Raw genomic sequence first — 15,419 nt, 5'->3', positions numbered from 1 at the left:
GGTACGGAAAGGATTTATCGACAAAAAAAGCAGAAACCCTGCCGAAAGGGTTCCTGCTTCTATTACGAAGGACTTTTACCGATATCATTAAGCTTCGTATTTTCTGAAAGCAATTGTCGCATTATGGCCGCCAAAACCGAGCGAATTGCTGATTGCTGCGTTTACTTGCTGGCTGCGTGCTTCGTTTGGAACATAATCAAGATCACATTCAGGATCTGGATTTTCAAGATTGATTGTTGGAGGCAAAATTCCTTCTTTCAATGCAAGTACGGTGAAGATTGCCTCAATTCCTCCTGCTGCTCCAAGCAAGTGGCCTGTCATCGATTTTGTTGAACTGACTGCCAGCTTGTATGCCTGTTCGCCAAAGACTGTCTTGATCGCCATTGTTTCATATTTATCGTTATACTCGGTGCTTGTTCCATGTGCATTGATATAACCAACTTCTTCTGGTGCAAGCCCTGCATCATCAAGGGCCATTTTCATCGCTCTTGCCCCGCCTTCACCTTCTGGAGCGGGTGCGGTGATATGGTGTGCGTCTCCAGTTGCGCCATAGCCGACGATTTCGGCATAGATTTTTGCTCCGCGGGCCAATGCGTGTTCTAATTCCTCAAGAACGACAATTCCAGCGCCTTCACCCATCACGAAGCCATCACGGTTTTTATCGAATGGTCTGCTTGCTTTCTCTGGGTCATGATTGGTCGATAAGGCAGTATTTGCACAGAATCCTGCAAAAGACATTTTTGTTATTGGTGCTTCTGCCCCGCCTGTTACCATAACATCAGCATCACCGCGCTGGATGACCTTAAAAGCATCACCGATTGAGTTTGTCCCCGTCGCACACGCTGTCACTGTACATGAGTTAAAGCCTCTTGCACCAAGAGTGATCGATACCTGTCCTGTTGCCATGTCAGGAATCATCATTGGCACGAAGAAGGGGCTGACCCTGCGGTACCCTCTATTCATGAATGTTTCATGTTGCTGCTCGAATGTCTCCATCCCGCCGATTCCCGATCCGATCCATACACCAACTCGCGGCGCATTCTCATCGGTAATTTCCAGCTCGGCATCTTTTACAGCCATCAGGGATGCGGCAACAGCATAATGTGTGAAGCGATCCATTTTCCTGGCATCTTTCCGGTCTATAAAGTTTTCAACATTGAATTCTTTTACTTCTGCTGCGACCTTTGCCGGAAAATCATCGGCATTTAGCCTTGTGACCGGGCCGATTCCCGATACACCTTCCACAATATTTTTCCAGGTAGTTTCTGCATCATTGCCGAGGGGCGTGACAGCCCCGATTCCAGTAACTACGACTCTGCGTTTCTCCATCATTTATTGCATCTCCTTTATCTGATCTCTTATTTTGATTGAAGTTATTTTAATTATCTACCCCATCGCATGGCAATCGCGCCCCAGGTCAATCCCCCGCCAAAGCCTACCATTACGACTACATCGCCATCCTTGATTTTTCCAGCTTCTAGTTCTTCAAAAAGCGAAATCGGGATTGAAGCGGCAGATGTATTTCCGTACTTATGGACTGTTTTTGACATTTTTTCAATAGGAAGCTCAAGACGCTGGCGTGCAGACTCCATGATCCTGATATTTGCCTGGTGGGGAATCAGGAAATCTACATCTTCTTTTGAAAGGCCGGCTTTTTCAAGTACATTGATGCTGCTCTCACCCATTTGCCTTACCGCAAACTTGAAAACTTCCCGGCCGTTCATCACAATATAGTCGTCCTGATACAGATACTTTCCGCCGGTTCCGTCAGAACCCAATTCAAACGAAAGTACTCCTTTACCGTCTGACACTGGCCCCATCACTACAGCACCGGCACCATCACCAAAAAGTACAGCTGTATTCCGATCATTCCAGTCAGTGATCTTGGATAGTTTCTCCACACCAACTATTAACACGTACTTATACGTACCTGCTTCGATAAACTGCTTTCCGGTTACCATCCCATACATGAATCCGGCGCATGCGGCACTCAAGTCCATTGCTGCAGCCTTTTTCGCACCAAGCTGTTCCTGGAGCATGCATGACACCGTTGGGAAAGGCTGATCCGGCGTAACTGTAGCTACCAGGATCAAGTCTAGTTCTTCAGCAGAAATACCAGCATTTTTGATGGCTTCTGCTGCAGCACGATAGGCTAAATGTGATGTATCCATATCATCATTTGCAATTCTTCTTTCTTCAATCCCCGTCCTTGTGCGGATCCACTCATCCGAAGTGTCCATTTTCTTTTCCAGATCAAGGTTCGTTACTATATTTTCAGGCAAGTACCGCCCAACCCCAATTATCCCTGCATTCATGGGATCCATCTCCTTTATCTTTTGGATTCTGTCTATTTAGCACAATTTATTGTTATCAATTATTATGACTTGGTACTAATTTTAGCAGATAATCCTCCCCTGCTGCAACTGAAAAATAAGAATTCCACTATTGACCCAGTCCATATGACCAGATTCTTCATAGACTGACAGTGAGGACATTACGTCTGAAAACTGCAAGTGCCAGCCGCCAGTTTGCACTATATTGATGTAAAAAGAGATAGAGAAAGGTGGGAATGAAAATGGAGGATGAAAGAGCTAGAGACCTGTTTGGTTTCAAGCTCAGGAGAAGTGAAGAAGAAGTCGGCGATGAGAAAGGACAGGAATTCGATCATTTCGACCACATCATGTTTGGAGGTCAGAGGAACATAGCCGAAAGCAATGACCAACCAGCAGAGCCTTCTTCCCCTTTAAGCAAGTACCTTGATCAAATTGATTTAGATGAAGTGATGTACCATGTTGATACATTGATCACATCAGCCAGGGAACTAAAGCCCCTTTTGGGCAAAGTAAAGCCTTTTTTTAACCAGATCATTGATAAAAATAAAAGCTGAGGCATGCCTCAGCTTTTATTTTTATCTATTCCTGTGCAGCGTCTGCTTTCCCCAGTTCATATGCTTCGTTCATTACTTTTGTGAACAGGGTGAAAAATGGCTGCAGATTGTCCATTGTCAGCTCGATGCCTGCTTCTTGCAGTTTTTGCTGGGCTTCTGGCAGGTACTTCATGGCGATTTGCATGAATTCCATTGTTTTGTCATTATTTTGCATGTTCTTTGCCTCCTATAGTGTCAAATCATTGATTAGGTAATTTGCCAGTGTTTTTATAAGTATTGATATAAGTATTTAACTTTTTGCGGTACTCTGAATCGACATCAGGGCTGAATTTGCCAAGGGTAATCACACCGTCTTGAAAGTCGAATGATAAATTGCCAGATTCAAGATTGCCGTTATTGTACTTCTCAGCCGTTAATTCATACAAGTCGTCAACATGCTGGACAGTACTCGTCAGAACCGTCGACTCGCCGAAATCGGACTGGTCAGAAATATAGCCAATCACATAAAAGCCGCTGTCCTTCACTTTTTCGATAACGGGAACATTATACCCATCTCCGGCAGGATAAATAACATCCGCTCCCTCGTCCAAAACTTCGTCAAGAACTTCCAGCGCTTTCTTTTGGTCATCCCAGTGGCCAACATAACGGATGTTGACCTTCATATTCTTATTTTCAAAAATGGCCCCATCATAAAATCCTTCGACTTCAGGCTGCCATTCATAAGCTGCAATGATACCGACCTTGCCAGTTTCAGACATATGGCTCGCGACCATACCTCCAAAGAATCCCATAGCATATCCCTCAAAGTTCAGACTTGTCGTGTTCTTCTTTCGGGCATCTCCATTAAAACTGATGAAATGGATATCTGGATATTCTTCAGATATCTTATTGAAAAAGGCAGCGTACTCATTGCCATGGCCATAGATCAGGTTCACACCTTTACGGTCGAACTCCTTGACAGCTTCCTCTACAGCTTCTTGGGAATCCATACCTTCCTTGAAAAAAACATCAACACCCAGACGGGTCTGGATTTGCAGAAGACCGCGATATCCCTTTGTCCCCCACACCTGATCATCAATAGTTTCAGGCACCAGCAGGCCGACTTTCTCTACCTTCCCGGATGCAATAGGTTGTCCGCATCCTCCAAGCAAAAGAAGGCTTAACAATATCAGCCCGAAACGTTTCAGCATCCGATGCATCTCCTTTATGCGCCACTGTTCTTATACTATATGATCCAGCAGTGTTCGCTTTATTAAAATGGAACCGAGTAAAAGAATCTTTTACCATTTTACTCTGTGGAGTATCGTTTGAAAAGTGATTTATGGAAAATCCCTTCAGACTCTGCTGTCGTGTATCCGGTAATATTGCTCCCTTTGTTTCCTCAACCCTTTGCTGACTTCTTCGTTTTTTTTCACTTTTTTGACCTTGACGGCCCCTTTTACCTTTGATTTTGCAAACCGGCTATCAGGAACTGCTGGGTCCTGTCCAAGCAGTTCCCTGGCACACTCTTCCCATCTGTCAGGTTGTCCGCTTGACAGTATAAACTGCCCTTGTTCGCCGGATTCAGCCATTTTCCTAATCAAGTTAACAGCATCATCAATATACAAACAATCCTCTGTCCACTCCCAAGGATCGATTTCGAGGATTTCTCCTCTTTGATTTGAGGCATGATTCATCGCTTTCTGGAAAAAACACTTCTCAGGCTGCCATGGCCCAAAAATAGTCGGCAGATAGATTATCAGGACTGAAGACTTTACACTGTTGATAAACAGGTCCAATCCTAAATCAGTCTTATTCAGCTTCACATTTTCATGCGCCAAATATGCAGGAAGGAGCAAAACTGTCCGCTGGTTATTATATTGCCGTGACTCAAGTTTAGGTAAAATTGTCTCCAGATAATCTGCTGTGCGCTCCTGTTGGAGGAATACTTCAAACAGAGTAACAAATAAGTAATCAAAAGCTTCATCCGTCTGCCACTCTAATGAACTGATTTCTGAGAAGTTTGCATTCCTGCCAATTTCCAAACATTTCTCTTCTGTATAATCGTTCTCTTTTTCACCGATAGGATGGATTCCCGCCACTTCAATGCCCATATCGAGCAAATGCCGACAAAGACTATAGCCTATAAAATCGTATACCCCAACAATAGTTGCCCTTTCCATGTAAATTCCTCCTTGCAATTACTCTCTTGTATCCTATGAATCTAATATTGAAAATATTTGCAAGGAGTTATAGGACCTGCTCATGTTTGGACAGAAATTGGACGATTTGGAATCCTATCTGCAGTTTTTTTTCGGGCAGCACGTAACTTATGGTAATCGGCAAACTGTCTTTTTCCCATTCAACTGATAAATGCTTAATGACATTCGATTGTTTATATGCTCTGTTCCCAGACAAAACATGAATGATTTTTACCGGTGTTTCTTTATTGAAGCTTTCGGAACCTGCATCCTCATCATGAAGTCGCTGATGAAGATTCTTGATACCGGTTTCGTACGCCGTTTCCAGTTCTCCTATAAGCTTTTTATAAAAAAACTTGTTCTCTTTTTCCTGTTCCAGATGGGCAGTTAATGAGAGGATTGGATTGATCAGAACCAGTGATCTGATTTTATTATCGCTGTCGGCTAATAGTTTCAATGCGACGAGTGCCCCCATCCCTTCAGCAACGATATGGAAGTATGGGTTCAAAATTTCATTACGGACAATATGAGTGCACAATCTTTTCGCCAGGTCGACAGCCTTCTCACTTCCCCAATGCCTGCCGTATAAATTTGAATAAAAAACAGTATATCCTTCATTTTTCCAAATGTTCAGCATTGAACGTTTACCTTCATTCTGTGTCCAAAAACTGCTTTTTCCATTTACAAAATGTCTTTCGTCTCCAATTGCCAGGATACCGAAACCATTTGGTCTTTCAGGATAATGTATCACGTTCCATTCGGTATCCAGTTTAAAGTTCCGGCTCTCCACCATACCAACCCCTTCCCTATAGATTATTCATATTACTGTATGTTATTTATCAGGAAATGAACGGGAGTTTGCCCATTTTTCTCATTAAACCTTAGAATCTTCATAAATGACTTTTTGATTTGCCAAACATATCAAATGGCCTGAAATTTTATCTACATCTCTATAATAATTCCTACAGACGGGAAAATCGATTGATTACATGAAAACGCTTTTCATTTTATTTAAATATTATTTATAATTTAGATGGCTTGTGGTAAGATGATAAAAGATTTAATAATGTAAGAGGTGAAAATCGTGAAATATTTCTGGACTTTATTCTGGACATTCCTTCTTGTTCTAATGCTGAATTATGTAGCCGGCGCAATGATTGGCGTTGGATTGGACCTGGCTCAAAGCACGATCCTGGCTGTTTTGGCAACCATAATCATCCTCGTGATTCCTGCAGTCCTTCCTGGCGGTTCCGAAGAGAAGCACGGTCATTAATTAAAGTACATAAAAAAGTCATCCAGCTGGATGACTTTTTTCTTTGTTATTCAACTCGCAACTCAATATCCCCATTTTCAATTCCAATTTCCACCTTACTTTTCTCTTTTATCCTGCCAGCGATAATTTCTTTTGCAAGTTTGGTTTCCACGCTTCTCTGGATGAATCGCTTCAACGGTCTGGCACCATAGACAGGATCGAAACCATGTTCTGCTAAAAACTCTTTGGCTTCATCCGTGATATCAAGCTGGATTTGCTGATCTGCCAGTCTTCCCTGCAGAGTTGAAACCAACTTTCCGACGATCATTTTGATTTCTTTCAATGCAAGCGGCTTGAACAAAATGATTTCATCGACACGATTCAGGAATTCAGGACGAAAATGGCTGCGCAGCTGGGACATGACCAGATCCCTTGTTTTAGAAGAGATTTCTTCGGCACCGTCCTGCCGCTCAAGCAGATGGTGTGAACCGATATTGGATGTCATGATGATTACCGTGTTCTTAAAGTCGACTGTTCTTCCCTGCGAATCGGTTACCCTGCCATCATCCAGCATTTGCAGGAGGATATTGAATACTTCTGGATGCGCCTTCTCCACTTCATCGAGAAGGATGACAGAATATGGATTCCTTCTGACAGCCTCTGTCAACTGCCCTCCCTCTTCATACCCGACATATCCTGGTGGAGCTCCGATCAACCTTGAAACAGCATGTTTTTCCATATACTCGGACATATCGATTCGGATGATATGCTCTTCACTGTCGAACAAGGATTGTGCCAGCGTCTTCGCCAACTCCGTTTTACCAACCCCTGTAGGGCCAAGGAAAATAAATGAACCAATCGGCCTGTTTGGATCCTTGATTCCTGCTCTTGCCCGCAGGACTGCATCGGCAACGAGAGATACCGCTTCATCCTGACCTACAACTCGTTCATGCAGGATGCTTTCAAGCTTGAGAAGCTTCTCCCGTTCCCCCTCAACCAGTTTCATGACAGGGATGCCCGTCCAGCGTGAAACGATACCGGCAATTTCTTCTTCGGTTACTTCCTCACGAAGAAGCCTGTCATCTTCATTTTTGCTAACTTCTAATTCAAACTTTTTCAGTTCTTTTTCGAGAGAAGGAATACGGCCATGCCTTAATTCAGCCGCCTTGTTCAAATCATAATCATTTTCTGCTTTTTCCAGTTCACGGCGCAGTTTTTCCAACATTTCACGTTTTTCCTGAACCTTTTGGATTCCCTCTTTTTCCTGCTGCCATCTTGCCTTCATTCCATTCGCTTTTTCCCGCAAATTCGCGAGTTCCTTACGAAGAATTTCAAGGCGTTCCCGGCTGGCATCATCTTTTTCCTTTGTCAATGCAGCTTCTTCGATTTCCAGCTGCATGACCCTTCTGGTTACCTCATCAAGTTCGGAGGGCATTGAATCAATTTCAGTACGGATCAGTGCACACGCCTCATCAACAAGGTCAATCGCCTTATCAGGCAGGAATCTGTCCGTGATATACCGATCGGATAAGGTGGCAGCGGCAACGAGGGCACGGTCATGGATATTCACTCCATGGTGGATTTCGAACCTTTCTTTCAATCCCCGTAAAATTGAAACTGTATCCTCGACGTCCGGTTCTTGTACCAGTACCTGCTGGAATCTGCGTTCCAATGCGGGGTCTTTTTCAATGTATTTACGATGCTCATCGAGAGTTGTCGCGCCGATGCAGTGTAGTTCCCCGCGGGCAAGCATAGGCTTCAGCATATTGCCTGCATCCATTGCACCTTCTGTCTTCCCAGCCCCTACGATGGTATGGAGTTCATCGATGAACAGCAGGATTTTCCCTTCACTTTTTTTCACTTCATTCAAAACGGCTTTCAATCTCTCTTCGAATTCGCCGCGGAACTTCGCACCAGCAATCAGCGCACTCATATCAAGTGCGAATACCGTCTTATCCTTCAAGCCCTCTGGAACATCTTTACGCACGATCCTTTGTGCTAAACCTTCCACTATAGCTGTCTTGCCGACCCCAGGTTCCCCTATCAGGACTGGATTGTTTTTCGTTTTTCTGGATAAGATCCGGATTACATTGCGTATTTCACCATCCCGGCCGATTACCGGGTCAACCTTACCTGAGCGGACTTCCTCAACTAGGTCACGTCCATATTTTTTTAAAACTTCGTAAGTCGCCTCTGGGTTTTGTGAAGTCACTCTCTGATTCCCCCTAACCTCTTTGATTCTTGCCAGCAGTTTTGCCCTCGTTATGCCTGAATTCCTCAAGGCAGATCCAGCCTCGGAACCTGCAGTTTCGAGTGCTGCCAGGATAACATGTTCTACCGACAGATATTCGTCCTCAAACTGTTTCATTTCCTTTTCGCCTTGTGCCAAAACCTTTTGCAGTGTCGAGGTAATATATAATTTCCCCTGTTCGACGCCGCTTCCTGAAACTTGTGGTTTTTTTGCAAGGGAATTATTTAAGACTTCTTTATAATTTTCCAGATTCATTCCTAAGCCCGTCAATAGGGTAGCGGCCAGGTTACCGTCTTGTCCAAGTATGGAGAGCAACAGATGGGTATCGTCCACTTCCTGGTGATTATGTTGAACAGCCAGGGTCTGGGCTGATACAAATGCCTGCTGTAAGCTTTCCGTCATTCTATTTAAATCCAACCCAATCACTCCTTTGACCTTTTTTGACCTTTATTTCATTATAATAAAATTTTCCATAAAGTAAAGCCATCCGCACTGGATGGCTTTACTGCTTTTATTTAAATTTTGGCATGTATGTCCAGTGGCGATTATGGTTGGAGTTTTCAGGAAAGCGATCCCCAGCTTTTAGCTTGATTTTTTGCGGGTTGTTGACATTGCTGCCTGTTTCGCCGATTTCAATGTAAATACCATTATTAGGTGCCTTTTGTCCGGCACGGAACTGATGACTCTGACCCATTTGCCTTCCTCCTTCATAAGTATTCCGGCTGTAATATTATTTACTTTCTCAACCAAAGTATTAATGCTTATTTTATCCTTTTAAAAAAAAGGGATATGCTGTACATTAGTTTGTATGGGTTAAAAAAACATGGAGGATTAGAAATCATTATGGAGAATTTCTTTGATTTGATCAAATACATACTTTTAGGTTTATTCCAGGGAATTACAGAGCCAATACCCGTGTCTTCAAGCGGCCACCTTGAAATTGCCGAGCATTTTTTCGGGCTTGAAATCAGGGGCATGAGCTTTGCCCTTTTGGTGAACACAGCTTCATTATTTGCGGTATTATTCATTTATCGGGAAGATATCTGGCGATTAATTGTCAATGGACTTGCATATCTTAAGGATAAAGATCCTGAAGCGAAGTCTGACTTTATGTTCATTATCTACCTGATTGTCGGAACGATTCCTGCAGGAGTCATCGGCATCCTTTTTGGCGACTTTATCGAGGGAAATTTAGCTTCAATAAAAACTGTCGGCATTACATTATTGGTGACTGGCTTTGCACTTTGGATGATTCGGAATTTGCGGGGGCGCAAAAGTGACGGTGATTTAAGTTTTAGGGATGCGATTATTGTTGGTCTTGCCCAGGCTGTAGCCCTCATACCAGGAATCAGCCGTTCGGGTGCTACGATTGTTGCCGCAATGGCGCTTGGCATGAAACAGGAAACAGCCTTAAGATATTCCTTCCTGTTATATATTCCTGTCAGTGTCGGCGGCATGATCCTTGGATTTTCGGACATTTTACAAGACCCATTTCTTAAGGATCTGGCATTACCGTATGTATTTGCATTTATTGCTTCACTAATCGCCTCTTACTTTTCATTAAAATGGTTCATGAATATCATGGCCCAGGGAAATCTGAAGTATTTTGCGATTTATTGCTTCATTGCTGGCACAGCAGTGATCCTTTTCTCTTAATTAAGGTAAAAAACCGGCTAACATTTAGCCGGTTTTATTTGTATCTAGTCCTTCAAAATCTTCACCAGCAAAGCTTTTTGGGCGTGAAGTCGATTTCCTGCCTGCTCAAAAATGACTGAGTGCTGACCATCAATGATATCTGCGGCTACTTCTTCTCCTCGATGTGCGGGAAGGCAGTGCATGAAAAGGTAATCATCATTTGCTGCCGTCAGCAATTCAGCATTAACCTGAAAATCTTGAAAGTCCTTCATTCTTTTTTCGTTTTCGCCTTCCTGTCCCATGCTCGTCCAGACATCTGTATAGATGACATCTGCTTCAGCAACAGCTTCTGATGGCGATTCAGTAATGACGAGTTTTGCACCACTCTTTGCTGCAAAGCTCTCACAAAGGGATATAATTTGCGAATCAGGGTAATATCCATTTGGACATGCAAGCGATATGTCGAGACCCACTTTTGTGCAGGCGATCATCAGGGAATGTGCGACATTGTTGCCATCCCCGATATATGCCAGCTTGAGTCCTTCCAGCTTACCCTTCTTTTCGTATATCGTCATCAGATCGGCCAGCGCCTGGCATGGGTGATATAAATCGGTCAATCCGTTAATGACCGGTATATCGGCATGCTGTGCCAGCTCCTCCACCGATTTATGTGAAAACGTCCTGATCATGATGCCATCCAGGTATTGTGAAAGAACCTGGGCTGTATCGCTTAGCGATTCGCCTCTCCCCAGCTGAAGATCATTGCCATTTAAATATAGAGTGCTGCCTCCAAGCTGAATCATGCCTACTTCGAATGAAACCCGGGTCCGAGTCGAGGATTTATCAAAAATCATTCCAAGGATTTTCCCTTTTAAAGGCTGGTCAAATTGTTTTTTGAGCGTTTTTTCTTTGAGGATCATTGCCTTTTCCAGCAATGCCAGAATCTCATGTTTTTCTATATGGGCAAGAGTTAATAAATCTTTGCCTTTTAGATTGGTATCAAGCTGTTGCAGTGCTGTCATCTTACAATCACTTCCTCATTTTTTTCTGTCAGCCATTCTCCTAGGGATTTTACATTCCAGGATTGCATGGATTGGCTTTCTAAAAAAGCATATAATGTTTCCTTTTGGGTCAAGACGATTTTTCTGTTCTTTACTGCCCACTCCCTTAGAGCGATATCCTCTTTCAAAGTCCCGGGGCAATACAAGGCAGCGATTAAGTTATCTTCAGTTACATGGTCAATATCCACAAGCTGTAAAGAAGGGAATTTGTTTTCCACTTCCGATAAAACCTTCTTATCAGCAATGGCAATGGTACCGTTGACACTCTTTCCATTTAAGGAATGAAAACTTTTATTTATGGCTTCTTGAAAAGAGGCTCCTACACTGATTCCTTCTCCTGTCGATATCATTTGAGGACCTGTTTTGCTGTCAAGCCCTTTTAGTGCAAAGTTCGAAAATACAGGGTGTTTGACACAGATGAAAGGTGCATCAGAATCGAGTTTGATTTCGTCTTTCGACAAAAAGTATTTCCCAAGCAATATTTTTGTCGCTTTTTTCACTAAATCCACTCCGGCTACCTTGCTAACGATCGGCATGGTCCTGCTTGAACGTGGATTGACTTCCAGTAAATACACGTCCTCACCTTTCACAATGAACTGAACATTCATTAACCCCTTATATTTCAAACTGCTCACAATCCTCTTGGCATAATCAGCCATTTTCCGTTTCATTTTTGGCGGGAAGCTCTGGGCAGGGATCATACAAAAACTGTCCCCTGAATGGACTCCTGTCTTCTCGATATGCTCGATGATCGCCGGAATCAGGATATGCTCACCATCCGCCGCAAGGTCAAGCTCTGCCTCACTTGCTTCAAGATACTGATCAACAAGAATCGGGTAATGTATATTTCCTTCTTCCAATACATTATTCAACTCCTGTTGGTTATGAATTATGACCATATTCAACCCGCCAATGACATAAGATGGCCTGATCAGTACTGGGTATCCGAGACGCTCGGCTGCATTCCGCAATTCTTCTTCGTCAGCAGCTGTCTCTCCTTTTACACGCGGAATCTCCAATTTATCAAGCAGTTTGTAAAATTCATCTCTGTCTTCAAATACATCAATTGTCCCGGAGGATGTTCCCAGGAGCTGTACTCCTTCTTCTTCAAGCCCTTTGGCAAGATTTAAAGCCGTCTGTCCGCCGAGCTGAACAATGACTTCATCAATTCCTTCAAGCTCAATCACATTCAAGATATCTTCCAATGCCAATGGCTCAAAATACAGCCTGTCGGAAATCGCAAAATCTGTGCTGACTGTTTCGGGATTGTTATTGATCATGATCGTTTCGATTTCTTCTTCCTTAAGGGCAAAGACGCCGTGAACTGAGCAATAATCAAACTCAATTCCCTGACCGATGCTGATTGGGCCGCTTCCGATGACGAGGACCTTCCGCTTTCCGCTTTTAGCCATCGCCTCATTTTCTCCAAAATAGCTCGAATAAAAATAATTGGATGCTGATTCAAATTCAGCAGCACATGTATCGACCATCTTATATGCAGGCACTATACCTTGCTCTCTTCGCAGTTCCCTGACAGCTTTCTCCGCAACCTTCCAAACTGTTGCCAGATAGGCATCGCTAAAACCTTTTTCTTTTAAAATTCTTAGTTCAGATGGTGTAATGATTTCGATATTGTATCCTTCAATTTCCTTCTCCATTTCAATCAATGATTTGAATTTAGATAGGAAGAACAGATCTATTTTGGTTCTTTCATGGAGAGCCATCATCCTCTCGCCTTTGCGCAGCAGTTCCAGCAAAGCAAATATCCGCTGGTCTGTCTGATTGTCTGCAAGGGTGTATAACTCTTCAACGGAAAGATCCGCAATAGCAGGCAGCTTCAAGTCCAAGGTTTTGATGTTAAGGGACCTGACGGCTTTGATGAATGCACGCTCAAAGTTTCTGTCAATCGCCATCGCTTCCCCGGTTGCCTTCATTTGCGTCCCCAGTGTCCGGTCAATGTGAGGGAATTGTTCGAACGGCCATTTCGGGATTTTCACTACTACATAATCGAGCGCCGGCTCATAGCTGGCGAATGTATTTCCCGTTACCGGGTTCTTGATCTCTGCCAGGTTATATCCAACGGCCAGCTTTGCTGCCATACGGGCAATCGGGTAACCTGTCGCTTTGGATGCGAGCGCTGAAGACCGGCTTACACGCGGATTCACTTCAATCAAGTAGTATTTCTTGCTTTCAGGATCGAGGGCAAACTGGATATTGCAGCCTCCGACAATTCCTAAAGCCGAAATAATTTTAACCGCCGAGATCCTGAGCATTTGATACTCACGGTCAGTCAGCGTTTGGGAAGGTGCAACGACGATCGAGTCACCTGTATGGATTCCCACTGGATCGATATTTTCCATATTACAAATGGCGATACAAGTTCCAGCTGAATCACGCATCATTTCATATTCAATTTCTTTGAAGCCGGCAATGCTTCTTTCCACCAGGCATTGGTTGATTGGGCTCTCATTCAATCCCCCGGAAACAAGCGCCAGTAATTCATCCATATCATCGGCAATTCCGCCTCCTGTGCCGCCAAGTGTATAGGCTGGACGGACAATCAGCGGAAAACCGATTCTTTCTGCAAAAGCAGCCGCTTCTTCCACCATTTGTACGATTTCGCTTTCCGGCACAGGCTCATTCAGCTTATGCATCAGGCTTCGGAATGCTTCCCTGTCCTCCCCCTGCTTGATGCTCGACACTGAAGTACCAAGTACTTTCACACGGTATTTTTCGAGGATTCCTTGTTCACTCAGCTTAAAAACCAGATTTAGTCCTGCCTGGCCGCCCAGTGTGCCGAGAATGCCATCTGGCCTTTCTTTTTTGATGATATTTTCTACACTTTCCACTGTCATCGGCTCAAAATAGACTGCGTCGGCAAACACATGATCCGTCATGACGGTGGCAGGGTTATTGTTGACAAGTATGACACGGTAGCCTTCCTCTTTCAGAGCGATGCAGGCCTGTGTTCCTGCATAATCAAATTCTGCTGCCTGGCCGATGATAATGGGGCCAGATCCAATGACCAATATTGATTTAATACTTGTATCCTTAGGCATAGCTGACTTCTCTCCGCTTTCTGTATTTGACTGTATTGATGAATTCTTCGAATATGAAGATGCTATCTTCAGGTCCCGGACTTGCTTCTGGATGAAATTGAACGGTAATCAGCGGCAGTTTTTCATGGTAAAGCCCCTCGATGGACTGGTCATTTTTATTAAGGAACCGTATTTTCAAACCTGTATGCTCGATACTATCTTGATCAACCGCATAGCTATGATTTTGTGATGACATGAATACACGGTTTCCCGTCACATCGAATACAGGCTGGTTTGCTCCCCGGTGTCCAAACAGCATTTTTCTCGTATCCCCTCCGAAAGCAAGGGCCGCCAGCTGATGGCCGAGACAGATTCCCAATACCGGATAATATTCAGCCACTTTCCTGATTTCCGGCAGCTGATCAATCAACTCTTTTGGATCTCCTGGTCCATTTGATAAAAGCACCCCATCAGGCTTCAGTGCCGAAATTTGTTCCGCACTATAATCATAGGGAACGATTGTAACAAGGCAGCTTTGTTTAACGAGATAGTCGGCAATCGATTTTTTGAATCCGTAATCGACCAATACGATGTGGGTATTGCCCCTTCCAATCGTCACCGGTGACTGGACTGAAACCTCTTTTACCTTCAGGCTGTCGCTGGTGTCGCAGCATACAGTACTTTCACGGCCAGCTGCCAGAACTGCCGGCATCGTGCCATTTTGCCGGATGCTTTTTACAAGCTCACGGGTATCAATATGTTCAAGGACCGGAATATTCCATTTTTCAAGATACTCGGTAAAAGAATGCTGTGCTTCATAATGGTAGGCCTCTTTGGCAGCTTCACAGACAATTACCGCTGCAACATGCGGCTTCTTGCTTTCAAAATCCTCATTATTTATACCGTAATTGCCAATCAGCGGATAAGTGAACACAATGATTTGATTCTTATAGGAAGGATCGGTCAGTACCTCCTGATATCCTGTCATTCCTGTGAAAAACACAATTTCACCGGCGATTCCCTCTTCAGGAAGCGAACCAAGCAGGGATCCCTGATATGTCTTTCCGTCAGCCAGATGCAAATATCCTTTCATTTGTCACCTCTCCAGTTGAATA

Annotated in this window: 14 protein-coding genes; 3 read left to right on the top strand and 11 right to left on the bottom strand. The window is 43.8% G+C overall.

Annotated features, from left to right (window positions below):
- Window positions 1–87: 87 nt before the first annotated feature.
- Entirely contained in the window at window positions 88–1,329 is a 1,242-nt protein-coding gene (fabF, locus tag QNH36_RS07210) for a beta-ketoacyl-ACP synthase II (protein WP_283905383.1), read from the bottom strand.
- A 53-nt stretch (window positions 1,330–1,382) separates the two neighbouring features.
- On the bottom strand, window positions 1,383–2,315 hold the full coding sequence (locus QNH36_RS07205) for a beta-ketoacyl-ACP synthase III (protein WP_144474544.1): 933 nt from the start codon (window positions 2,313–2,315) through the stop codon (window positions 1,383–1,385).
- Between the two features lie 260 nt (window positions 2,316–2,575).
- Between QNH36_RS07205 and QNH36_RS07200 the strand changes: the two genes are divergently transcribed.
- Window positions 2,576–2,887 carry a hypothetical protein gene (locus tag QNH36_RS07200; protein ID WP_144474543.1) on the top strand — a complete coding sequence of 104 codons (312 nt, stop codon included), beginning with the start codon at window positions 2,576–2,578 and terminating at the stop codon, window positions 2,885–2,887.
- 25 nt (window positions 2,888–2,912) lie between these two features.
- Here the strand turns inward: QNH36_RS07200 and QNH36_RS07195 are convergent, their stop codons facing one another.
- From QNH36_RS07195 to QNH36_RS07180, 4 genes are all read right to left on the bottom strand, one after another.
- Entirely contained in the window at window positions 2,913–3,101 is a 189-nt protein-coding gene (locus QNH36_RS07195) for a ComZ family protein (RefSeq protein WP_144474542.1), read from the bottom strand.
- A 25-nt stretch (window positions 3,102–3,126) separates the two neighbouring features.
- Window positions 3,127–4,077, bottom strand: coding sequence for a BMP family ABC transporter substrate-binding protein (locus QNH36_RS07190; RefSeq protein WP_144474541.1), 951 nt, complete (start codon window positions 4,075–4,077; stop codon window positions 3,127–3,129).
- Window positions 4,078–4,221: 144 nt separating this feature from the next.
- Window positions 4,222–5,049: an NAD-dependent epimerase/dehydratase family protein gene (locus QNH36_RS07185; protein WP_144474540.1), complete on the bottom strand. Its 828-nt coding sequence runs from the start codon at window positions 5,047–5,049 to the stop codon at window positions 4,222–4,224.
- Between the two features lie 67 nt (window positions 5,050–5,116).
- Window positions 5,117–5,860 carry a lipase family protein gene (locus QNH36_RS07180; protein ID WP_313959695.1) on the bottom strand — a complete coding sequence of 248 codons (744 nt, stop codon included), beginning with the start codon at window positions 5,858–5,860 and terminating at the stop codon, window positions 5,117–5,119.
- Window positions 5,861–6,151: 291 nt separating this feature from the next.
- Between QNH36_RS07180 and QNH36_RS07175 the strand changes: the two genes are divergently transcribed.
- Window positions 6,152–6,340, top strand: coding sequence for a YjzD family protein (locus QNH36_RS07175; RefSeq protein WP_144474539.1), 189 nt, complete (start codon window positions 6,152–6,154; stop codon window positions 6,338–6,340).
- 46 nt (window positions 6,341–6,386) lie between these two features.
- Here the strand turns inward: QNH36_RS07175 and clpB are convergent, their stop codons facing one another.
- Both clpB and QNH36_RS07165 read right to left on the bottom strand, forming a co-directional pair.
- The gene (gene clpB / locus QNH36_RS07170) at window positions 6,387–8,987 is read right to left on the bottom strand and encodes an ATP-dependent chaperone ClpB (protein ID WP_283905003.1); all 2,601 of its coding nucleotides are present in this window, start codon (window positions 8,985–8,987) and stop codon (window positions 6,387–6,389) included.
- Between the two features lie 94 nt (window positions 8,988–9,081).
- The gene (locus QNH36_RS07165; RefSeq protein WP_079508079.1) at window positions 9,082–9,264 is read right to left on the bottom strand and encodes a YjzC family protein; all 183 of its coding nucleotides are present in this window, start codon (window positions 9,262–9,264) and stop codon (window positions 9,082–9,084) included.
- A gap of 149 nt (window positions 9,265–9,413) precedes the next feature.
- Between QNH36_RS07165 and QNH36_RS07160 the strand changes: the two genes are divergently transcribed.
- Window positions 9,414–10,226 (top strand): undecaprenyl-diphosphate phosphatase, encoded by an 813-nt coding sequence (locus tag QNH36_RS07160; RefSeq protein ID WP_144474537.1) that lies wholly within the window; start codon window positions 9,414–9,416, stop codon window positions 10,224–10,226.
- 44 nt (window positions 10,227–10,270) lie between these two features.
- Here QNH36_RS07160 and argF read toward each other — a convergent pair whose 3' ends face one another.
- The 3 genes from argF to QNH36_RS07145 are packed head-to-tail and all read right to left on the bottom strand — an operon-like array spanning window position 10,271 to window position 15,397.
- Complete coding sequence (gene argF / locus QNH36_RS07155; RefSeq protein WP_283905002.1) at window positions 10,271–11,227, bottom strand: ornithine carbamoyltransferase; 957 nt, start codon at window positions 11,225–11,227, stop codon at window positions 10,271–10,273.
- Window positions 11,224–14,325: a carbamoyl-phosphate synthase (glutamine-hydrolyzing) large subunit gene (locus tag QNH36_RS07150; RefSeq protein WP_283905001.1), complete on the bottom strand. Its 3,102-nt coding sequence runs from the start codon at window positions 14,323–14,325 to the stop codon at window positions 11,224–11,226. Before QNH36_RS07150 ends, argF begins: the two co-directional genes overlap by 4 nt.
- On the bottom strand, window positions 14,318–15,397 hold the full coding sequence (locus tag QNH36_RS07145) for a carbamoyl phosphate synthase small subunit (protein ID WP_283905000.1): 1,080 nt from the start codon (window positions 15,395–15,397) through the stop codon (window positions 14,318–14,320). Before QNH36_RS07145 ends, QNH36_RS07150 begins: the two co-directional genes overlap by 8 nt.
- Window positions 15,398–15,419: the final 22 nt, after the last annotated feature.

This window comes from Mesobacillus sp. AQ2, assembly GCF_030122805.1.
GTDB lineage: Bacteria > Bacillota > Bacilli > Bacillales > Cytobacillaceae > Mesobacillus > Mesobacillus oceanisediminis_A.
This window is presented reverse-complemented; position numbering and strand designations above follow the sequence as displayed.